General features: G+C 59.4%; 19 protein-coding genes, 1 tRNA gene and 1 pseudogene. 9 read left to right on the forward strand and 12 right to left on the reverse strand.

The genetic code is table 11. From position 1 onward, the window contains the following. Positions 1 to 35: 35 nt before the first annotated feature. Positions 36 to 524, forward strand: coding sequence for a hypothetical protein (locus DY250_RS07785; protein ID WP_115611799.1), 489 nt, complete (start codon positions 36 to 38; stop codon positions 522 to 524). A 79-nt stretch (positions 525 to 603) separates the two neighbouring features. On the opposite strand, the gene DY250_RS07790 is transcribed toward DY250_RS07785, so the two are convergent. Further along, positions 604 to 1098 (reverse strand): hypothetical protein, encoded by a 495-nt coding sequence (locus DY250_RS07790; RefSeq protein ID WP_115611800.1) that lies wholly within the window; start codon positions 1096 to 1098, stop codon positions 604 to 606. After that, positions 1077 to 1748: a nuclear transport factor 2 family protein gene (locus tag DY250_RS07795; protein WP_115612802.1), complete on the reverse strand. Its 672-nt coding sequence runs from the start codon at positions 1746 to 1748 to the stop codon at positions 1077 to 1079. Before DY250_RS07795 ends, DY250_RS07790 begins: the two co-directional genes overlap by 22 nt. Before the next feature lie 182 nt (positions 1749 to 1930). Between DY250_RS07795 and DY250_RS07800 the strand changes: the two genes are divergently transcribed. From DY250_RS07800 to DY250_RS07810, 3 genes are all read left to right on the forward strand, one after another. Then, positions 1931 to 2007 (forward strand) — tRNA-Pro (locus DY250_RS07800). Between the two features lie 64 nt (positions 2008 to 2071). Next, the gene (locus tag DY250_RS07805; RefSeq protein WP_006986947.1) at positions 2072 to 2845 is read left to right on the forward strand and encodes a methyltransferase domain-containing protein; all 774 of its coding nucleotides are present in this window, start codon (positions 2072 to 2074) and stop codon (positions 2843 to 2845) included. Between the two features lie 146 nt (positions 2846 to 2991). Beyond that, complete coding sequence (locus DY250_RS07810) at positions 2992 to 3906, forward strand: OmpA family protein (protein ID WP_245951068.1); 915 nt, start codon at positions 2992 to 2994, stop codon at positions 3904 to 3906. A gap of 149 nt (positions 3907 to 4055) precedes the next feature. Here the strand turns inward: DY250_RS07810 and DY250_RS07815 are convergent, their stop codons facing one another. Then, a complete protein-coding gene (locus DY250_RS07815) occupies positions 4056 to 4334 on the reverse strand; it encodes an RnfH family protein (RefSeq protein ID WP_115611802.1) in 279 nt (92 codons plus the stop codon). After that, positions 4315 to 4755 carry a type II toxin-antitoxin system RatA family toxin gene (locus DY250_RS07820; RefSeq protein ID WP_115611803.1) on the reverse strand — a complete coding sequence of 147 codons (441 nt, stop codon included), beginning with the start codon at positions 4753 to 4755 and terminating at the stop codon, positions 4315 to 4317. Before DY250_RS07820 ends, DY250_RS07815 begins: the two co-directional genes overlap by 20 nt. A 40-nt stretch (positions 4756 to 4795) precedes the next feature. Between DY250_RS07820 and smpB the strand changes: the two genes are divergently transcribed. Next, on the forward strand, positions 4796 to 5266 hold the full coding sequence (smpB, locus tag DY250_RS07825; RefSeq protein ID WP_006986951.1) for an SsrA-binding protein SmpB: 471 nt from the start codon (positions 4796 to 4798) through the stop codon (positions 5264 to 5266). Positions 5267 to 5274: 8 nt separating this feature from the next. Continuing rightward, complete coding sequence (locus tag DY250_RS07830; protein ID WP_115611804.1) at positions 5275 to 5973, forward strand: MBL fold metallo-hydrolase; 699 nt, start codon at positions 5275 to 5277, stop codon at positions 5971 to 5973. A 112-nt stretch (positions 5974 to 6085) separates the two neighbouring features. Here the strand turns inward: DY250_RS07830 and DY250_RS07835 are convergent, their stop codons facing one another. Further along, entirely contained in the window at positions 6086 to 8746 is a 2661-nt protein-coding gene (locus DY250_RS07835) for a WG repeat-containing protein (protein WP_115611805.1), read from the reverse strand. Positions 8747 to 8868: 122 nt separating this feature from the next. After that, on the reverse strand, positions 8869 to 11499 hold the full coding sequence (locus DY250_RS07840; RefSeq protein WP_245951070.1) for a WG repeat-containing protein: 2631 nt from the start codon (positions 11497 to 11499) through the stop codon (positions 8869 to 8871). Positions 11500 to 11673: 174 nt separating this feature from the next. Here DY250_RS07840 and DY250_RS07845 point away from each other — a divergent pair, with 174 nt between their 5' ends. After that, complete coding sequence (locus tag DY250_RS07845) at positions 11674 to 13545, forward strand: TonB-dependent receptor domain-containing protein (RefSeq protein ID WP_115611807.1); 1872 nt, start codon at positions 11674 to 11676, stop codon at positions 13543 to 13545. 401 nt (positions 13546 to 13946) lie between these two features. Here DY250_RS07845 and DY250_RS07850 read toward each other — a convergent pair whose 3' ends face one another. From DY250_RS07850 to DY250_RS13735, 6 genes are all read right to left on the reverse strand, one after another. After that, positions 13947 to 15836, reverse strand: a complete 1890-nt coding sequence (locus DY250_RS07850) for an ABC-F family ATP-binding cassette domain-containing protein (protein WP_172542419.1) — start codon at positions 15834 to 15836, stop codon at positions 13947 to 13949. Continuing rightward, the gene (locus tag DY250_RS07855; protein ID WP_115611809.1) at positions 15833 to 16390 is read right to left on the reverse strand and encodes a YiiX/YebB-like N1pC/P60 family cysteine hydrolase; all 558 of its coding nucleotides are present in this window, start codon (positions 16388 to 16390) and stop codon (positions 15833 to 15835) included. Before DY250_RS07855 ends, DY250_RS07850 begins: the two co-directional genes overlap by 4 nt. Positions 16391 to 16756: 366 nt before the next feature. Further along, the gene (locus DY250_RS07860) at positions 16757 to 17179 is read right to left on the reverse strand and encodes a DUF4878 domain-containing protein (RefSeq protein ID WP_115611810.1); all 423 of its coding nucleotides are present in this window, start codon (positions 17177 to 17179) and stop codon (positions 16757 to 16759) included. Positions 17180 to 17217: 38 nt separating this feature from the next. Next, on the reverse strand, positions 17218 to 17658 hold the full coding sequence (locus DY250_RS07865) for a DUF4878 domain-containing protein (protein WP_115611811.1): 441 nt from the start codon (positions 17656 to 17658) through the stop codon (positions 17218 to 17220). 100 nt (positions 17659 to 17758) lie between these two features. Then, positions 17759 to 18304 (reverse strand): hypothetical protein, encoded by a 546-nt coding sequence (locus tag DY250_RS07870; RefSeq protein ID WP_147293491.1) that lies wholly within the window; start codon positions 18302 to 18304, stop codon positions 17759 to 17761. Positions 18305 to 18338: 34 nt separating this feature from the next. Further along, positions 18339 to 18590 carry a hypothetical protein gene (locus DY250_RS13735; RefSeq protein WP_147293492.1) on the reverse strand — a complete coding sequence of 84 codons (252 nt, stop codon included), beginning with the start codon at positions 18588 to 18590 and terminating at the stop codon, positions 18339 to 18341. Between DY250_RS13735 and rlmH the strand changes: the two genes are divergently transcribed. Next, the gene (gene rlmH / locus DY250_RS07875) at positions 18585 to 19055 is read left to right on the forward strand and encodes a 23S rRNA (pseudouridine(1915)-N(3))-methyltransferase RlmH (RefSeq protein ID WP_115611813.1); all 471 of its coding nucleotides are present in this window, start codon (positions 18585 to 18587) and stop codon (positions 19053 to 19055) included. The genes DY250_RS13735 and rlmH overlap by 6 nt on opposite strands. Positions 19056 to 19134: 79 nt before the next feature. Next, positions 19135 to 21734 (forward strand): annotated as a pseudogene (gene mutS / locus DY250_RS14915) (DNA mismatch repair protein MutS). Positions 21735 to 21764 lie beyond the last annotated feature (30 nt).

Genomic DNA, 21764 nt, shown 5'->3' on the forward strand with positions numbered 1-21764 from the left:
GCTTGGCGGCGTTTCATCGAAAAAGGAAGCGTGCAATGAACATTTGGCAAAACATCCTTTATTGGTTATCCACCCTGACCATCGTCATCGTCGGCTGTGGCCTCACAGCCTTGAATCTGATGATCTACCACGAAAGAAACCCCAGCTTCTGGTACGAATACCTCTTCCTTGCCCTCGTCAATACCGCACCGCTGCAAGTATGGCTCGCGGCGCGCTGGCAGCAGCAGCGGCTACTCCACTGCGGTCTGTTATGTCAGGTGGTGCAAGCGATAGCCATCTGCTTGAAACTGTTCTATCTAAAAGAATTCTTTATCCCCGCATGGATAGCGGCAATTTTTATCCTGGCAGTCATTCTTATCTACAGCCTCATACGACGTCAGATTCGATATGTTCTGCTAACGATAGTCGGACTATGCTGGTTCCTGCTGAACGAGCAGGAAGTACTGGCTTTCCGCACATGGCTCGCGGGCATTTTCATCTCACTTTTCCTGCTGGGGTTAAGCTGCAGGCAGCGCAGGAAATGACTGCGTGTTTGAACCGCTTGACGGGCCCAGTCTTTACGCCGCTTGGCAGCTGCCCACCTTCCGCGTTCAACCTTCCCGGTTATTTGCTGCTGCGGAAGTTATCTAGGTAGGGGTTCATGTCCAGTTTCCAGCCGTCGGCGGTTTTGCGCCAGCGGGTGATGAGCGCAGTGCCGTCCACCACTTTGCTTTTGTCCGGCTGATAGGCGTAGAGGATGACGAGCGCCTGTTCGTCATCCGCTTTATTTTCGATATCCATTTTTTTTGCGGTGAACACGGCTTTGTCGCTGTCAATCCCTGCTTCGGTGAAGGCCTGACGCAGGTATTGCCCCATCATTTGCAAGGCACGGCGCAGGCGTTTTTGTCCTTCTTCGCTGTTCGTCGTGTGGTTATCAAGGAAGGCAATATCGGCGATGGTCTGTTTTTCCAGGCCTTTGGCGCTGTGGACAAGGGTTTGCATGAAGTGCTCGGCGGTTTCGCCGACTTCTTTTTCTGCTCCGCCCGGCAGGGTGGCACAAGCGGCAAGGCTCAGGGCGCAGGTGCAGATGAACGCTTTTATTCTTGTGGAACGAGCCATTTGCCCCCCTGGTTCGTCATTTTCAGTTTGAGGTCGCTGCTGCTGCCATTGCCATAACGGATGCGGGCATTGATACTGGCGTCGTTACCTTCCTGACGGATGCTTTGCGGGGTGATTTCAATGTCGCGCACGCCCTGTTTTTCGGCAGCGAAGTATTCGCTGCTGCCTGCTTTCATCAGGAGTGCCCCTTTGGCGGTTCTCTCGTCCCACCAGCTTTGCTTGGGATTGTAGGGAACGAAGGCATAGCGCCAGGCGGTTTCGCCGTCGCCACGGTAAAGGGCACTGAGGTAAGCGTGGGCGATGCCGCTGATGTCGTTACCACCCTCGATGCTGCCGCTGTATGCGCTGGCACTGACGGTTGGGCGCGGAATTTCACGCAGGATAATGTCGCTGCTGTAGTCATGATCAACGATGTCCGGCACAGGCGGTGGTGACAGACGCTCTACGGGCAAGGCTGCACCTGCGTCATCACTTTCCATGCTGATGAGTGCGGGGTATTCGTAGTAATCGTCAACGTTGCCCTCGCTCTTGATAGATTCGAGGGCGATGGTGTCGTTGTGTTCGTATTGGTAAGGCGCGGGAGAACTGCTACACCCGCCCAGCAGCCACATGCCGAGGGCGAGGAGTCCGTATCGTAAGGCTATTTGCATCAATGCGCTCTGCGGGAAGGGGCGCACAAAGTAGCGCCTGCCTTTTGGGTGGTCAAGTATCGTTTTTACGACATTTTTATGCGCCTTTTCCGCGCCAGTATGCGGTTTTTCAAGGGAATTCGTTTTCCCTTGAATCGCGGCTTGCAATGCCTTTCTTTGCGTGTATAATCCGCGCCTTCTTTCGGGGTGTAGCGCAGTCTGGTAGCGCGCTTCGTTCGGGACGAAGAGGTCGCAGGTTCAAATCCTGTCTCCCCGACCACTATTTATTCCTCTCTCATCGGGCTTAGGCCCGATTTTTTTATGCCTGCCATGCCACGTGAAAGATGACGACAAACGACGCGCTTTTTGACCGTATCGGCGCACATTTCCTGAAAAACATCTACGCCACTGTCAAGGGGCGTATCCGCCTCGCCGTGCTGCAACGCGACCTGCAGCCGCTGCTGACGGCAGGACCGCTGCGCATCCTTGACATCGGTGGCGGGGCGGGGCAAATGGCCCTGTGGTATGCGGAATCGGGGCACAACGTGACTGTTGTCGATATTTCGCAAGTGCTGCTGGATGAAGGACGTGCCGCTGCGCAGACACTGAATGTGTCCGTCGCCTTCGTTCAAGCGGATGCTTTTGCTTTGGAAGCAGCACTGGGTGGGGCTCAATACGATCTTGTCTGCTGTCACGCTGTGCTGGAATGGGTCGAAAACGGTGCTGAATTGCTTGCTTCCTGTGCTTCCCGCGTTCGCCCGGGCGGGTATTTCTCGCTGATGTACTACAACGCACATGCCCTGCGCTTCGCCCAGCATGTTTTCGGCAACTTTGCCTATCTGGATCGCGATCTGCGGCCTTACCGGAAAACAGCGAAACTGACGCCCGCGCATCCGCGTTCCCCTGAAGAAGTCGGTGCGACATTGGATAATCTTTCACTGTATCCCGTCCATCGCTCGGCCATCCGCTGTTTTTATGATTATATGAAACCGCATGATCGTGCCCGCCACAGCGCGGATGAAATCACCGCCCGTGAACTTGCCCTGTCCACTGAACCGCATTATCTGAATGTCGCCCGCTATATTCATGAACTACGCTGTAAAAACACGACGGGTTGAATGACTCGCCGTCACCCAAGTATTTGCCTGCAAAGGGTTTTTGACAAGCTGTAGTGAAAGTTTTAGTATTGACACGTTGCATAGTCATGAATAAAAAATTACCGCTGCTGCGGTATGGACACAAAAGTTTACAAAGGAAAAACGCAATGAAAAAAAACGCAAAGATATTCTCCGCCGTCCTGATAACCGGACTATTTGCCGCTCAAAGTGGAGCGCAGATGCCGGAACTGGCCGAACAATGGCAAACCTTCGGCGCACCGGCCCCGGCCAACGAAGCGGTCAACCCCGGCTGGGCGGGCGCTATGTTCTATCGCCCCGCCGGTGCCGGCGGTCCGGCGGCGAACGTGTACGTCAACGGCGAATACCTCGCTTCACTGCTGCCGGGCGGCTATCGCTATGCTGAGCTCTGCCCCTATAACCAGCGTCTGGCCTCGGCCTATACCGGGCAGGATACCGCCTATAACATCAAAGCGGGCGCAGGCGAGTTTTACGACCTGCCACAAGGCTACGTCAGCTTTTTCCGCGTCATTGACGGCGGCATGGGACCAACTCTGCAAGCGGTGAACCGTGCTACGGCTAGTCAGGAACTCGGCCAACTGCGCGAACAGACCCATACCCTGCCGCGCCTTGAGCAGAACCGCAGTTGTGCGCCGGAACTCGTGCAGCAATACAACATCGATATTTCCACCCTGTTCAAATTCGACCGCTACGACTACGCCAACATGTTGCCCGAAGGCAAGCAGCGCCTGAAAGAAATCGCCGCTGACTCCTATCAATATCGCGATGCGACCAGCGTTATCTACATTGACGGCTACGCTGACCCCGAAGGCAAACCTGCTTACAACCAGCGCCTCTCGCAACGCCGCGCGCAGACCGTCAAACGCGTGCTGGTCGAAAACGGTTTCAGTCCTTCCTCGCTCAAAGCACGCGGTCACGGCGAAACCGATCTCGTCGTCAGTGACTGCCGCGCCCGTTATCCGCGCAACGCCAAGGCCCGTGCCGCTTGCGACCAGCCGAACCGCCGCGTCGAAATCAAACTGTACGGCAAAAACATGCACTGAGCTGCCGCCTGCAAAAGCGCCTGCTAGGGCGCTTTTTTAATGCCGTTTCTCTACTGCAGCCCATGTGTATGAATAGAGAACCGACGCGAGCAGTAATGCACCCGAAATGTTCTTCTGCTCACAAATAAGCCGGGGATTCCCCGGCTTATTTAATGCTTCCTCGCCCGCTGCCGCCGCATCTCCTTCGGATCGGCAATCAGCGGACGGTAAATCTCAACGCGGTCGCCGTCGCGCAGCACATAATCACGCGAGCGCGGCAGGCTGAACACGCCGAAATCCGCTTTTGACACATCCAGATGCGGGAAGAAGCGCACCATGCCGGAGCGCTCCACCGCCTGTTGCAACGTCGCGCCTTCATTCATGGTCAGAGTGATGATTTTCTGCCGCTCGGACTCGGCATAAGCGACTTCAACGCGGATGGTGGCCATATATCGCTTCCGCGCGGCGGGCGAAAGCGTCCACCATCGTGTTCGTCATATATTCCATCAGACCGCCAAAAATCGGCGCAAGCAGCAGCGGCACTTCAAAATCCATCAAGTAGTGCACCTCGCAACCGCCATCATCCAGCGGGCGGAATTCCCAGCGCCCACGCAGATGGCGGAAGGGGCCTTCTACCAGGGTGATGTTCATCCAGTGGGGGTAATCGAAGGGGTTACGCGTCGTGAATGATTTACGGAAAGCGCCCTTCTGCGCGGTGATTTTGCCGACCAGCTCGTTTTCCGTGCGGCTGACCTGCCGCCCTTCGGCACACCACGGCAAAAATTCCGGATAACGCGCAACATCCGCCACCAAATCAAACATCTGGGCGGGTGAGTATGGCAGTCTTTTTGACTTGTGTATTTGTGGCACAATACGCCCCCATCTCAATAACTGCGCGGCATTCTACCCCATGAGCAAGAAAAGCAAAGAGACCGACAATAACATCATCACCAACCGCAAAGCCTTCCACGACTACTTTCTCGAAGAGCACTTTGAAGCCGGCATATCGCTGATGGGCTGGGAAGTGAAAGCCCTGCGCGCCGGGCGCGTGCAAATCAAGGAAAGCCACATCCTCGTCAAGGATCGGGAAATCTACCTCTTCGGCGCCTACATTACCCCGCTGCCTGCCGCTTCCACCCACGTTATCGCTGATCCCTCGCGCACCCGCAAGCTGCTCTTGCATGGCCGCGAAATCGCCAAACTCATCGGTGCGGCGCAGCGCGATGGCTACACCCTTGTTCCCGTCAACCTCTACTGGAAAAACGGCTACGTCAAGGTGAACCTTGCCATTGCCAAAGGTAAAAAAGCCTTCGACAAACGCGCCAGCGAGAAAGACCGCGACTGGTCGCGGCAGAAAGAACGCCTCATGAAAATCCATTGAGAACCACCATGTACGACATCATCACCCTCATCGTCGAAGACCACGATAACTTCATTCACATCCTCGCCGACCGCAAGCACAACGAAGCCTTTGTGGTCGATCCCGCCTGGGACGCCGAAGGCATCCGTGAAGTGCTCGCCGAAGAAGGCCTGACGCTGACCGGCATCCTCATCACCCACAGCCACCACGACCACGTCAATGCCGTGCCCGAACTCTATGGTGAGCGCGTCAGCCTCTTCATCAGCGAGGATGAACACCCGCACTGGCCGGGTTGCCCTGAAGATGCCATCCTCCTCACCGACGGTGACGAAATCGCCTTTGCCAACACCAGCATCGGCATCATCAAAACCCCCGGGCACACCCCCGGCGGTTGCTGCTACCACATAGGCGGCGATCTCATCACCGGCGACACCCTCTTTATCTACGGCTGCGGCCGTGCCGACCTCAAAGGTAGCGACCCGCACGCACTTTTCCACAGCCTGCAAAAACTGAAGACGCTGCCATCCGAAACGACCCTGCACGTCGGTCACAACTATGGCATTGTGGAAACGAACACCCTTGGCGAGCAGCTTGCGGGCAACCCCTTCCTGATGATCGACAACGAGGCTGATTTTGTCCGCTACCGCATGGAAATTGCGGGCAAAACCCGCCACACACCCTACGGCCCGATCAGCCGCGCCGAACTTGATGCTGTGCTGCACGGTTAATGCCGCACCACACAAATTCGCCCCGCCAAGCAAATGCGTAGCGGGGCGAAATCGTATAGCACTGATGCCGACGGCAACCCCTGCTATGGGTTGCCGTCAAGCGGTTCAAACTTTATGGCGAGACTTCGTTGCCATTGAGATCCAGTGCGCGGCGTTTGCCGTCTTTTTCTACGGTAGCGCGACCGTCTTTGTATGACCAGACGTTGTCGTACTGCGGTTTGACAGTCTCTTTACCGCGTTTATTGACAAAGCCCCAGTGACCGTCTTTTTTCACGGCGGCGCGGGACTCGCCGTAAGGCAGGACATCCTGGTACTGCGGTTTGACGATTTCACGTCCCTGCTGGTCAATGAAGCCCCAGCGGCCGTTTTTTTCGACGGCGGCCATGCCTTCGCTATACGGGCGGATGCGGTCGTATTTCGCCTGGTTTTTATCGGATGGCAGCAGGTTCATGGTACCGCGTGTTTCGGCAGCAGCGGCAGGGGTGTTGTTGTTCCCGCCGTTGATGGCGAGGCTTTGTCCGCTTGTGTTACCGCTGGTCCCGCCGTTGCTGCCGCTCAGGCTGTAAGGCTGGTTCGGCGTGTTTTTCAGGTCTGCCGTGGCGGTGCGGCTGTTTTCTGCGGCGCTGTATGCGGCAGTACCGCGTCCGGTGTTGTGTGGCGCTGCGGTTTCTTGTCCGTGCCGGTCTGCTGTGGCGGCATCGGTTCTCATCATCGCCGCTCTGGGGAGTGCGCTTTTTTTGATGTTCATCAGCGCGCCACGGTCCACGATTTCCCAGGGTTTGACGGTTTTGCCGCTTGGGTCTATGGCACGGGCAACGCTGTACGGCAGCATTCTGCCGCTGCGGCGTGCCGGGCTGCCGTGACGCAGGCGGTAGTCGCTTTGTTTGTAGGCCCGGTTGTCCTCGGCTTCGTGGATGAAGTAGGGGTTTTGAGCCCTGCTGCCAAAGAGGTCAAGCGCGTGGCGTTCCAGTCCGTCAATGTTCTGGTTGACTTTCGGGTGTTTGGCAAGGTCTGCCGCCCGTTTGAAAAGCAGGTTGATGGGGTGTTTGACTTCGGCCAGGTCCCAGGTGATGAGGTTGGGCTCGTTTTGCGGGCTGCTGCGGTAGTAGGCGTTGTAGTCCAGCCCCTTGAACATGTCGTTGGTGAAGGTTTTGCGCCTGCCGTCCTGGTCGATGCCGCCTTCGGTACGCAACGGGTAAGCGTAGTACGGGCCTGAGCCGTCATTGCGCATGAAGGGGCGGGAGGAGATGATGTTGTTGTAGATTTCGGTGCCCGTTTGCGCCCAGCTCAGACCCCTGCTTTTTGACCATTTTTCTTCGTACTGGCATTTGCCGTGTTCGTAATGGTTGCAGCCGCCGATGCGGTCGTCTTCGCGCAGGCGGATAGGGTGGAAGGTGCGTGAGATGGTGTTGTTGTACACGCGGGTGTTGCTGGAACCGGAGAGGCTGATGCCGGTACCGCCGCCTTCAATGATGTTGGAGGCGATGATGCCTCTGTCGGAGACTTCGTAGAAAATGGCCCCCGGCACGTTGGTGAAGAAGTTGTTGGTCACTTGCGCGTTGATGCAGCCTTCGTCACACCAGAAGCCTGGCAGGTGGTTGTTGCGCAGGTTGTCCGGCTGGATGGCGGGTGACCGGGCACTATCATCCACGATGTTGTTGCGGAAAACGGCGTTGAGTGTGTGGGTGATCTTGATGTGGGCAAAGCCGCAGTAAGCGCCGCATTCTCCGCCCCGGGTCGGGTAGCCGTCCAGGTTGTTGTTGGCAAAGTGGTTGTTTTCAAAAACGACGTTATGGGCGTAGTTACCGCCGCTGCCGGAGCCGCCGTTATCCACGAAGCGGTTGTTGGTGAGTCGGGTGTTGCTGTTTTCAAACACGGCAAGGGCCGAACTGGTATTTTGCGCAAAGATGCCGTTTTCCACCAGGCTGTTGTCGCCGTTGATGCTGACGGCTATCGGCCCGCTGATGTCGCCCATGCGCGGGTCCTTGAAGCCCCAGACCTGGTTCGGTGAATATTGCGAGACGTTGATGCCGCGCATGGTGAAGTGTTTGCCGACGGCAGTAAAGGCGCGCGCACGGTCAGATATTTCCACGGTGCCGGAGGCCGGATTGCTGCCGATGTAGTAGGTGATGTCATCCTGTGCGCCGATATTGTAGCCGTAGCGGTTGTTTTTGCGGTTTTTCAGGGTCGTCGGCGTTTTGTCTTCCACGTAGAAGGTGCCGGCAACGACGTCCTGTCTGCGCAGGACCTGGCGCAGGGGGCGGTCATTGATAAAGACCTGTTCGGGATAGGCGGACATTTTGGCCAGTGCCGGATCGGCAGAAAGGGTGCAGACGTGGCAGAAGTTCTGGAAGTTACCGGTAATTTTCCAGACACGCCCTTCCCTGCGCCAGTTTTTGGCGGGGACGACCCTGCTGCCTTTCAGCCAGACTTCGCCGTGCGGTTCGGCTTGCAGGGTGATGTGGTGCTTGGTGATGAAGAAGTGCGGTTCGCGGTAGATACCGCTTTTCAGGATGATGGTCGTGCCGTTGCTGGCTCTGGATACGGCAGCCTTGATGGAGTCCAGCGGTTCGTTGCGTGTCCCTTTTCCTTTGGGATGCCGGGGATCGGGATTCTCGCCCGGCGCGACCCACAGCACTTTTTGTGCAGGGACGGGGTAGTTGGTATCGGCAACCTGATACTGGTGATTCAGTCTGGCATTTGCCAGCTGTGATGCTCCCGCTATCAGCGTTACCGACAGCAGTGCGCGTCGGAGGAATGGACGACCTTTCATGGATTGCTCCTGTGTTACGGTTTTGGAGGGTGCTGGCGTGGTGTACGCCAGCGCTTTTTGTTAAAAACGGCCCTTCTGCCGGACGGGTATTGTCCGGCAGGCTGCTGCGTCTTTAACGGTTTTCAGGGTGTGGGAACGGGCACGCCGCTCAGGTCAAGGACGTGACGTTCACCGTCTTTCTGCACGGTGGCGCGGCCATCTTTGTATGACCAGACGGTGTCGTACCGCGGTTTGACGGTTTCTTTGCCGTGCTTGTCAATGAAGCCCCAGTGACCGTCTTTTTTCACGGCGGCACGGGATTCGCCATAAGGCAGGACATCCTGGTACTGCGGTTTGACAATCTCCCGCCCTTTTTGATCAATGAAGCCCCAGCGGCCATTTTTTTCGACGGCGGCCATGCCTTCGCTATATGGACGGATGCGGTCATATTTCGCCTGGCTTCTGTCAGATGGCAGCAGGCCCGTGGCGCCATATGTAGCAGTAGCGGCAGTGGCAGGAGTGCCGTTGTCCCCGCCGCTGGTAGCGGGGTTTTGCTCGTCAGCGCCACCACCCGCGTTGCCATTCATGCCGTAGTAGAAAAGTACCGGATTGCCGCTATGGGCACCGCCCGTGTTGTTGCTGCCATCGCTGCCGCTTGCCGCTGCGCCGTGCGCAGTGTGCCGTGCGTTGGCAACCGGTGCGGCACGATTTTCGTGCAGGTTGGCGGCAGTGGTGCGTCCGGCAGCAGGCGTGCCACCAGTCGCATCCATCATGATGTTCATCAGCGCGCCCCTGTCCACGGCCATGCCGGACTTGATGCTGCCGCTGGGGTCAATAGCGCGGGCGATATCGAGCGGCAGGGCTTTGCCACTGCCTTTGGCCGGGCTATCGGCACGCAGGTGGTAGTTGCTTTGTTTGTAGGCGTTATTGCCTTCGGCTTCACGAATGAAGAAGGGATTTTCCGCACGGCTGCCGAAAAGATCGAGCGCGTGGCGTTCCAGACCATTGATTTTCTTGTTGACTTTGCCGTGCGCGGCAAGGTCGGCGGTGCGCATGAAGAGGATGTTGAGCGGGTGTTCCACTTCGGGCAGGTCCCAGGTGATGACGTAAGGCTCGTTTTCCAGGTTGCTGCGGTAGTAGGCATTGTAGTCCAGCCCTTTGAACATGTCGTTAGTGAAGGTTTTGCGCTTGCCGTCCTGATCAATGCCGCCGACGGTGCGCAGCGGGTAGGCGTAGTGGGGGCCGCCACTGTCGTTCGCCTGGAAGGCGCGCGAGGAGAGGATGTTGTTATAGATTTCGGTGCCGGTCTGTGCCCAGCTGAGATTTTTGCCTTTCGACCATTTTTCTTCGTACTGGCATTTGCCGTGCTCGTAATGGTTGCAGCCGCCGATGCGGTCGTCTTCGCGCAGGCGGATGGGGTGGAAGGTGCGCGAAATGGTGTTGTTGTACACGCGCGTGTTGCTGGAGCCGGAAAGCGAAATGCCGACTGCGCCGTTTTCGATGATATTGGAGGCGATGATGCCGCGATCAGAGACTTCATAGAAGATGGCCAGCGGCACGTTGGTAAAGAAATTGTTGGTGATTTTCGCGTCAATACAGCCTTCGTCGCACCAGAAGCCGGGCAGCTGGTCATCGCGGTTGGCAGGGTCGGTTGCAGGCGGGCGCATACTGTCGTCAATGATGTTGTTGCGAAAGACGGTGTTTACAACATGGGTGATCTTCAGGTGGGCAAAGCCGCAGTAGGCTTGGCAGATGCTGCCGTTGGTCGGATAGCCGTCGAGATTGTTGTTGGCAAAATAATTGTTTTCAAAGATGACATTGTGCGCGTAGTTGCCGCCGGTGCCCGCACCGCCGTTATCAACGAAGCGGTTTCCCGCCACACGCGAGCCGCTGTTCTCGATGACGGCAAGGCCGGAACTGGTATTTTGCGCAAAGATGCCGTTTTCCACCAGCGAGTTGCTGCTGGCAATCACTACCGCCGCCGGGCCGCTCATCTCGGCAAGACGCGGATCCTTGAAATTCCAGACATGGTTCGGCGAAAACTGCGCGACATTGATGCCGCGCATGGTGAAGTGGTGCTTGCCTCCACCAGCGCTGAACGCGCGGCTGCGCTCGCTGATTTCCACCGTGCCGGAGGCCGGATCGCTGCCGATGTAATAAGTAATCTCATCCTGCTCGCCGATGTTGTAGCCGGCGCGGTTGTTCTTCGGGTCTTTCAGCGTGGTCGGCGTTTTGTCTTCCACATAAAACGTCCCTGCCGTCATTTCATTCTTGCTGAGTACCTGACGCAATGGCTCATCATTAATAAACACCTGCTCAGGATAAGCGGACATCCTGGCGAGTGCCGGATCTGCGGAAAGCGTGCAGACATGGCAGAAATTCTGAAAATCCCCCGTCACCTTCCAGAGATTGCCTTCCTTCTCGAACCGGTCAGCGGGGACAACGGTGCTGCCTTTCAGCCACACATCACCATGCGGCTCCGCTTGCAGGGTGATGTGGTTCCTGGTCACAAAAAAATGCGGCTCACGGTACGCCCCGCTCTTCAGGATGATCGTCGTGCCGTCTTTGGCCCGCTGCACGGCGGTGCGGATAGAATCCAGCGGCTTGCCGCGGCTGCCATCGCCGCCAGCCATCGCATCGGCGGCAACCCAGAGAACATTTTCGGCGGGAACAGGGTAATTGGTATCAATCGGCTGATACTTGTGATGGGTAGCGGCATACACCTGCGGCAATGACAGCACGGCAGCAAGCAGCATGGCAGAAAAACGGAACATGATGAATTTCCTCATCCATTAATAAAAAAAATAATAAAACACAGTGTAACATGATTTCACTACCATAAAATAAGCAAAACAAAAACAAAGCGCTAACCAAATATCATGACAAAAATCATGCCTTTTATTAATAATAATTCCTATCATTACCCAAACCCCAACCGGAACCCTGCCATGCGCATCTACTACCTCCTGCCCGCCCTCGCCCTTGCCGGTGCCCACGCCGAAGAAGCCACTGACCTTGCCTCCGCCGACGCCTACCGCATGCAATACACCTTCGGCCCGCCACCTGTGATTACCCCGCAGGCCGACATCAACACCCCGCTGGAAAACCAGTTTGACTACCAGCGCCCGTGGCTTGACCCGAACGTCGCCAACGATGTCGGCAGCAGCACCACCCGGGCGCTGCAACTCGGCGCGCAGCTTGGCAGCCACGGCAACAGCGGACGCGCCCTCCTGCGGCTGCGCGGCAGCAACGCCTACCTCATCGGCAATGCCTACCGCCAGCATCTTGGCGACTACAAAGACGGCAGCGGCAGACGCGTCAACGCCGGCTACACCCGCGACGGTGAAGCGCTGGTCGCCGGCGCCGTGCCAAACGCCATGCAGGAATACCGCCTCGGCGTCGTGCGCGACAACATCAGTAACGACAAACAGCCGGGCAACCAGATGGACGCCCTCGCCACCCGCCGCGTCGTCGTGAACGGCATGGCCCGCCTCGGCGCTCAGGACCAGAGCAATACCCTGAATCTCAGCGCGCGCAACATCCACCTCGACCGCCGTGCCGACAACTACAGCCTGCGCCGCGCCACGCCACAGCGCGTCAACATGAAAGTGGAGCGCAACCTCTATGACCTCAGTGCCGACTACCGCTTGCAATACAGCGACCAGCGCAGCCACATCGGCCTCAAATACAGCCACGACAACCACAATGCCGAGCGCTACCTCAACACGCCACGGGGCCTTGTGCGCAATGCCTACCGCTTCCCGGACGTACACAGCGACCACTGGCACCTCTACTACGACCACTACTGGAACATCACCCCTGCCCACCAACTGGGCGGCGGCCTGAGCTACGACCATCTCACCGCCAACCCGCGTGCCAAAAACCGTGCCGCCCGCATCGGCACACAAACCATCCCCGCACCAAACCAGCTCTGGCAGCGCTACTATGGCCGGGGCCTCAACAACAACGCCAAAACCGACGGCATCGGCGCGGTACTTGCCTACGAATTCCGGCCAAACGGGCAACAAAAATACCGCATCGCCGTGGACAGCCTCATCCGCCAGCCCGACAACACCGAGCGCTTCCATGCCCTGCCCGGACAAAACGGCATGGGCTGGATCGGCAACCCCCACCTCAAGCCCGAACGCCACAACCGCATCAGCCTCGCCGCCACCTGGCAGGGCGCGGGCTGGCGCGAATACGGCAAAGTGGCGAACGGCGACCTCGACGGTGCCTGGCAAATCGAAGCCAAAGCCGACTACGACAAAGTGGGCAACTTCATCACCCTTGACCGCGCGCGCGGACAAAAAGGCATCCGCCAGAAAGACGGCAGCATTATCAGCCGCAACGTGGACGCCACCCTTATCGGTGCGGAAATCGGCGCGGCGAAAAGCTTGAGTACGAACCTCGCCGCGCGCAGCAAAATCCGCTACCAGTACGGCGAAAACGACAGCGACAACCGCGCGCTCTACCACGTCCGCCCGTTTACAGCCGACATCGCCCTTGACTGGCATGACTACGCCCCCTTTGGCAGCTACAACCTCGGCGCCAACCTGCACTACGCCCACAAAAACAGCCGCCGCGACAGCAACAGGGCAACCGGCCTCGGCCTCGACTACCCGACGGCGGGCTACGCCACCGTGAACCTCTACGGCAGCCTGCAAACACGTGACCGCTTCGCTGTGACCCTTGGCGTCAACAACCTCTTCAACCGCCGCTACTTCGCCTACAACGAACAGCCGCACACGGCAGCCATCAACCCGAACCCCGTTGCCGCCCCCGGACGCAGTGTGTGGCTGGGCTTCAACTACAACTTCTGAGCGCTGCATGGCCTCGCAAAAAATTCCCGCTGCGGCGGGATTTTTTCATGAGCTCACGCTTGGCAAGACCGCCGTTTGTCCGCTTGACGAATCCAGCGGTTATAGGCCACCGGGCAAGTGCAACCTGATTCTGGCGTCATCTCTAAACTAAGCTCTGGATGCCCGGTGTTTACGCCGCTTGGCGCGCGTCCAAAGCGAAACCCGGCAAAAATCCTTCTCTGCCTCGGGCGGGGGAGTTTGGATAGAAATGGCAGAAATGTGCCGCACCTTGTCCGACTACGCTCACCAGGCGGGTTAAACACCGGATTCCTGAACCTCCACCAAGCGGGATAAAGACTGGGTTCCCAAACCGCTGCCAAACGGGGTAAGCGCTGGATTCTCACTAAACGGATGACCGTGCGTCAGGCGTCTTCCGCCGCTTGCAGGGCTTCTGCGGCTTCCAGCCAGTCGGCTTCGGCCTGGGCGAGTACTTGTTGTGCCGCGCTTTCAGCGGCAAGGGTTTCTTTCAGGCGGTCTTTGTTGGTGGTGTCGTAAAGCGCAGGGTCAGCGAGGATGGTTTTGTGTTTCGCCAGGGTTTTTTCAGCTGCCGCGATGGCTTTTTCCGCGGCTTCGAGCGCCTGTTTGAGCGGGCGCAGGCGGCTGCGGCGTTCGGCATCAAGGCGTTTTTGTTCCTGGCGGTTGGGGGTGCCGTCGGTATTGGTGGTGTTTTTGGCGGCGGCGCTGTTTTGTCCGCTGAGGTAGCGGTGGTAGTCATCGAGGTCGCCGTCGAAAGGTTGCAGTTTGCCGTCAGCAACGAGGCGGAATTCGTCACAGGTGGCGCGCAGCAGGCTGCGGTCGTGCGAGATGATAAGCATGGCGCCGTCGTAGTTTTGCAGCGCCAGGGTGAGGGCATCGCGCATGGCGAGGTCAAGGTGGTTGGTGGGTTCGTCAAGCAGCAGCAGGTTCGGGCGCTGCGCGATGATGAGGGCGAGGGCGAGGCGTGCTTTTTCGCCGCCTGAGTTGCGCCCGACCGGGGCATCGGCTTTGTCGCCGTGGTAACCGTAGCCGCCGAGGTAGTTGCGGTGTTCTTGTCCGGTTTTGTCGGGCTGGATTTGTTGCAGGTGCCAGAGGGCGCTGTTTTCGCCGCGCAAAGCGTCGATTTGGTGCTGGGTGAAGTAGCCGATGCGGGTGTTTTTGTGGGTGTCTATGCTCCCTGCAAGCGGCGGCAGGACGCCGGCAAGTCCTTTCATCAGGGTACTTTTGCCCGCGCCGTTGCGCCCGAGGATGCCGATGCGCGCGTCGGCGGCGATGCGCAGGCGGATGCCGCTGAGGATGGTGTGGTCGCCGTAGCCGAGGGCGAGAGCGTCTGCGTTCAGCACGGGGTTGGGGTGGTGTTCGGCGCTCTGGAATTGCAGGCGGTAATCGGCTTCTGGCGGCGGGGGCGGGGCGGCGTCGAGTTTTTCGAGGGCTTTGAGGCGGCTTTGCGCTTGCCGCGCTTTGGTCGCTTTGGCGCGGAAGCGGTCGATGTAGGCTTGCAGGTGGGCGCGGCTGCGCGCCTGTTTTTGGTATTCGGCGTCGGCTTGCAGGCGCTGTTCGTGGCGCAGGCGTTCGAAGTCGCTGTAGTTGCCGGTGTAGGCAGTGAGGCGCTGGTTTTCGATGTTGAGGATGCGGGTGCAGAGGGCGTCGAGGAATTCGCGGTCGTGAGCGATGATGATTTGGGTGACGGGCAGGGTCTTGAGGTAGTCCTGCAACCAGATGATGGCGTCAAGATCGAGGTGGTTGGTGGGCTCGTCGAGTAGTAAGAGTTCAGCCGGGGCGATGAGGGCGCGGGCGAGGTTGAGGCGCATCCGCCAGCCGCCGGAGTAACTGGCGACGGGGCGCTGCTGTTCGTCCGGCGGGAAGCCGAGGCCGGCGAGGAGTTCGCTGGCACGCGCGGGTTGGGCGTAGCCGTCGCAAGCGGCGAGTTGTTCGTGTGCTTTGGCGATGGCGTGACCGTTGCCGCTGGCTTCGGCGGCAGCGATGGCGGCAAGGGCGGCCTGGTAGGGGGCGTGCCCGGCAAGGACGTAGTCATGGGCGCTGTCGGGCAGGGCCGGGGTTTCCTGGGCGACACTGGCGATGCGCCAGCCGGGCGGCAGGTGGTAGTCGCCGCTGTCGGGTTCTAGGTCGTGGCGCAGGAGGGCGAGCAGGGTGCTTTTGCCGCTGCCATTGCGGCCGGTAAGGCCGACGCGCTGGCCGGGGTGGATGCGGGCGTCGGCGTCTTCGATGAGGTTTTTGCCGTTGCGTGACAGGGTGAGGTGGTTGAGTTCGATCATGGTGCGGTCAGCCATTGTATGCCCGGCAGTTCGCCGAGCGCTTGCGGGAAGAGGTAGTCGCCGCCGAGAAGCGGCAGGTTGATATGGTGCCAGCGCGCGTGGATATCGGGACGCAGGGTGGTAAGGGCGTCATGGATGAGGGTGGTGCAGTAGTTGGGGTTCTTTTCGCGGGGGACGAGGCGGAAGGGTTCACCGAGACGCGCAGCGGCCTGGGCAGCGAGGGCGTGGCGTTCGTCTGCACTCAGAAAGGCAGGACGGGCGACGGCGGTTTTATCGGCGATTGCCGGTGCGGTGTAGGCGGCATAGTCGCTTGCGATGACCTGGTTCGGGTGGGCGGGGTCGTCATCGGTGGTGGCGTGGGTGATGCGGACTGTCGGTTCAACGGCGGTCACGATGCCGATGTGGGAGTATTCGCCGTGGTCAATTTCGCGGATGATGGCGCTTTCGCGGCCGGTACCAGCGCGGAAAACCCAGTCGCCCACGGCGATATCGGGCGGGGGCTCGGCAGCAAGGGCGGCAAGTGGCAGGAGGAGAAGCAGGATGAGGCGGGACATGGTGTGTTTTGGGCGGCTTGCGCCGCCCGTGCTGTGTTGTTTAGGGTTGATGATTTTCCAACCCTGCGGGGTTTCGACGGGCCGGAAGACTTCACTGATGTCTACTAACCCGCCGTCTTTTTTTCGCCTATCCGTCTGGTATGGGCTTTGGCCCCGGTTTGGTCGGCATTGGTATAGGTCATGTCGGGTGTGCCGAGTTGGCAGGCTATTTCTTTATATTCTTCATGCATATAAGTAGCAGCGCCAGTGATGAGTGTTTTGATCTGCCCGCCTTCTTGGGAAGGGGTGATTTGTATGTGGCTGAAAGCGGTAGCGACTGCTGCCGGGTCGTCGCCTGGCGCGGCGTGGGCGTGGCGCTTCCGGGATTTACTGGATTTGTATTTTCCAGCCTTTGTTCGTCTTGATGAGGTCGAGTGTCACCGTTTCTTCCTCGGTTTTGCCGTTTTTATCGCGCATTTTGAAGGTAACGGGGATTTTGGCTTCGGTCCTGGCAGCATTGGTGTAGGTGGGTTCGCCGCTGATAACGGCGATGCTGCCACCTTCTTTTTTGATTTCTTCACGCAGCTCCATCGATACCATGTCAAGCTTGCTGGTCATGGCTTGTTCGGTGACGCCCTGCTGTTCGGCTTCGGGCGGCAGATAGGTGACAGCGGCAGCTTTACTGGCATCACCGTTAATGAGGGATTCGAAGAAGGTTTGCACGGTTTCTTTCGGGCCATCGGCGGCGTAGGCCATCGTTGCAGCGGCGGCGGTAAGGCCAAGCAGCAAGGTGCGGAGGAGGTTTTTCATGGCAGGTTCCTTGTTAAAAAGAGATGACAGACAGCGGTTCAGGTGTCGGGTTTGAGTACTTTCCACACGCCGTCTTCTTTGATGAGCAGGATTTCGGCATCGCGGCGGGCTTTTTTGCCGTTGATGTGCTTGTAGAGGGTGACGGCGATTTTGGCTTCACTCTTGGCAGCGTTGGTGTAGGTGACTTTGCCGACTTGGACGGTGGGGATTTCGCCTTCTTTTTGGGCCTCTTTCCGTACCTGGGTCATGACCATAGTCATGCCCTGGCGGGCGGTTTCTTCGTTGAGCCCTGCCTGTTTGGCTTCGGGCGGGATGGCGAGGTATCCGGCGGTTTTGGCGGGATCGCCCTGGAAGAGTTCGTCGAAGAAGGCTTGGGTGATTTTTTGCGCGGCTTCGGCTTCTTTGTCTTTGCTCTCGCCGCAGGCAGTAAGAATGGCAGCGAAGAAGACGAGGGTAAGAGTCTGGATGAGTTTTTTCATGGGTCTTCCAATTGAGTTAAAGAGATGCCGTGAGGCACGCGAAGTGTACGGATTTAGCCGAAAAGCTGCCCGATTTTTTCGGGCGGCAAGCGGCTCTTGCTCAACGCACCGCCCTGCCCTGCTCTAATCCCCGGCGAAACGCCTGCAATGCTGCCGCATCCGCTGCATCTGCCGGCGGGATCAACGCCTCCGGCCAGTCGGCGGGATTATCGCTGCTCTGCAACAGCGGTTTGAGGCGCGCCTGCACCCAGCGCCCGCCCGCCCGGGTGTCATCGGCGACGGCGTACACATCTGCCACCCCCGCCTGCCGGGCAGTTTCGTGCAGTAATTGCGTCAGCACCATCCGCTGTGCCGCCGCATCGCCCGCATCCGGCAACGCCGTCTGCAAGATACCGAGGTAGCAGCCCAGCGTGCGCGCCCGGCGGTAATCCCCGTCTGCTGTATTGAAATAAGCAGCGCTGTCCTGCCTGCCGTCCATGCCCAGCAGCAGATGCGCCAGTATCCGCGCCGGCGGCAGCACATTACCTTCGCGCAGCAATGCCCCGCTCCACAAACGCAGCGTCCGTCCGTCGTTTTCCGGCTTCTCGCAGAGGAGTTCCAGCACCGTGGCATCGTTGACCTGCAACGACGCGCTAACATGCGTCACCACCTGACGGCTGCCCCGCGCCAGTTCCGGCGCCTTACGGCGGATGTTTTCCAGACGCGACTACGCATCCACCCTCAGGCTGTCGTCGGCGGCAAGAGCGGGAAAGCATGCCGCAAAGCATGCGGCCAAAAGCCATAATTTCTTCATTATCAATATGCTCCGAAAAAGAAAGCGCGCTATTGTAGCGCCATTGTTTATCATCGCTTATGCCGTTTTTCCGCTTCCCGCCGCACAGGAAAACCGGCATGACCGCAAGCATTACCACGTTGGAGAGCCACTTATGCACATCGAACTCATCGCCGTCGGGCAGAAAATGCCGGATTGGGTCAACCATGGCTTTGCCGACTATGCCGCCCGCTTCTCCGGCGATCTCTCCCTCGGCCTCAGCGAAATCCCCCTGCAAAAACGCGGCAGTGCCAGCCAACTTGCCGCCGCGCAACAAAAAGAAGCGGCACAGATCAAGACCGCCCTGCAAGGCAGCGACCGCATCATCACCCTCGACATTCCCGGCCGCGAGTACACGAGCGAGGCGCTTGCTGCCCGCCTGCAACACTGGCAGGAAAACAGCCGCCGCATTGCGCTCATCATCGGTGGTCCGGAAGGGATCACAGCGGAAATCAAGGCGTTGGCCGATGAAAGCTGGTCGCTTGGCAAGCTGACCCTGCCGCACCCGCTGGTGCGCATCATCGTTGCCGAAGCGCTGTACCGCGCCTGGAGCATCAACCGCAACCATCCCTATCACCGCGCCTGAAATGCCGCCGATACGGGAAGCGCGAGCTTCTATCACTTGCTACACTTCGCATCCACATCCCAACCCTCAAACCAAGACCATGCACAGCGCCCACACGCCGATGATGCAGCAATACCTCGGCATCAAAAAAGACTACCCCGACACCCTCGTCCTCTACCGCATGGGCGACTTCTACGAGCTTTTCTACGATGACGCGCGCCGCGCCGGCGAACTGCTCGGTATCAGCGTCACCACGCGCGGCCAGTCGGCGGGCCAACCCATCCCGATGGCGGGCGTACCCGTGCATGCCATTGATACCTACATCGCCAAGCTCGTCAAACAGGGGCAGAGCGCCGTCATCTGCGAACAAATCGGCGATCCGGCGCTCGCCAAAGGACCGGTCGAGCGCGCCGTTACCCGCATCATCACCCCCGGCACCCTCACCGACGAAGCGCTCCTGGACGAAAACCGCGACAACATCCTCGCCAGCATCGCCCCTGACAAAGAGCACTACCACCTCGCCTGGGCGGATATCAGCAGCGCGCGCTACCGCATCAGCGAACCGCTTGATGAAAACGCGCTGAAAAGCGAACTCGAGCGCCTGCAACCGGCGGAAATCCTCATCCCGGACAGTGCCCGCCTGCCCGCTGCCCTCGCCGGCCAAAAACGCCCTCGCCGCCAGCCGGACTGGTACTACGACCACGACAGCGCGCTGAACCTCATCCTGCAGCACTACCAAATCAAAACCCTCGGCGGCTACGGCATCCGCGACGACGATCCTGCCCTCGGCGCGGCGGGCTGCCTCCTGCAATATCTCTACGACACCCACAAACAAACCCTGCCGCCGCTCGCCCCGCTCCTGCGCGAAAGCGGCGACGACAGCCTCGCCATCGACGCCGCCAGCCGCCGCAACCTCGAAATTGACTACACCCTGGGCGGCGACCACAAACGCAGCCTTACTGGCAGCATCAACCACTGCCAGACGCCGGCGGGCAGCCGCAACCTCAAACGCTGGATCAACCGCCCCCTGCGCGACCACGACGCCATCAGCGCCCGTCATGACGCCGTCGCCGCCCTGCTTGCCGACAACAACGCGCGCGAACAACTGCGCAGCCTGCTGCACCACAGCGCCGACATCGAACGCATCACCACCCGCATTGCCCTCGGCAGCGCCCGCCCGCGCGAACTCGCGCAACTGCGCGACACCCTGCAACGCTGCCCCATATCGCCGCCCAACTGCAAGCGCCCGCCGGGGAGAGCACCCTGCTCGCCGCCTACATCCCGGCCTTGAGCGCGCTCACCGCCGCGACCGCACACCTTGAAAAAGCACTGGTCGAAGCGCCGCCGCTCACCCTCAAAGACGGCGGCATCATCGCCCAAGGCTACGACCCCGAACTTGACCGTCTCAACCACCTCGCCCGTGACAGCGAAAACATCCTCGCCGAACTCGAAGCCGCCGAAAAAGAAAAAAGCGGCATCCCCAACCTGCGCATGGGCTACAACAACATCCACGGCTACTACATCGAAATCCCGCGCAGCCAGAGCGACACCGCGCCTGCGCACTGGATACGCCGCCAGACCCTGAAAAACAGCGAACGCTACATCACCGACGAACTCAAAACCCTCGAAGACCAGGTGCTGAACGCGCGCGACCAGGCGCTCGCCCTCGAAAAACAACACTACGACGCCCTGCTCGCCGCGCTTGACGGCGAACGCGACGCCCTCTACGCCTGCGCCCGCGCGCTTGCCGAGACCGACACCCTCGCCGCCTTCGCCCACCTCGCCGACAAACACCACTACCACCGCCCGACCCTCGATCCCGAACCCATCCTCACCATCGAACAAGGCCGCCACCCTGTCGTCGAACAACACAACAGCGAACCCTTCATCGCCAACGACCTCGAACTCGGCAAACGCCGCCAGGTCCTCATCATCACCGGCCCGAACATGGGCGGCAAAAGCACCTACATGCGTCAGGCCGCCCTCATCACCATCCTCGCCTGTGCCGGCAGCTACGTCCCCGCCAAAAGCGCGCGCATCGGCAGCCTGCACCGCATCTACACCCGCATCGGCGCCAGCGACGACCTCGCCGGCGGCCGCAGCACCTTCATGGTCGAAATGACCGAAACCGCCAACATCCTCAACAACGCCGACGCGCACAGCCTCGTCATCATGGACGAAGTCGGACGCGGCACCGGCACCTACGACGGCCTCTCCCTCGCCTGGGCTGCCGCCGAACGCCTGGCGCGCGACAACCGCGCCCTTACCCTGTTCGCCACCCACTACTTCGAACTGACCGAACTCGCCGAAACCCACAAAAACATCAAAAACATCCACCTCGCCGCCGTCGAACACCACGACAACATCGTCTTCCTGCACCATGTCGAAGAAGGGGCGGCGAGCAAAAGCTACGGCCTGCAAGTCGCGCGGCTGGCCGGCGTACCGCTGGACACCATCCACGCCGCAACCGCCAAACTGCGCCAACTCGAAACAAGGCGTGACCACGGCAGCCCGCAAATGCAACAGCACGAACTGCTGCCGCTCGCCCCACCCGCCGCCGACAGTACCCCTGCTGCCCCCGCTACCGACCCGCGCTTGCAGGCACTTGCTGACGAAATCGCCCTCACCAACCCGGACGACCTCACCCCGCGTGCCGCGCACGAACTCATCTACCGCTGGAAAAAACAACTGCAGGACTGAACTCGTTGCCTTGCAGGACAAACGGGGGCA

It is taken from the genome of Cardiobacterium valvarum, assembly GCF_900460955.1.
In the GTDB taxonomy this organism is placed as follows: domain Bacteria; phylum Pseudomonadota; class Gammaproteobacteria; order Cardiobacteriales; family Cardiobacteriaceae; genus Cardiobacterium; species Cardiobacterium valvarum.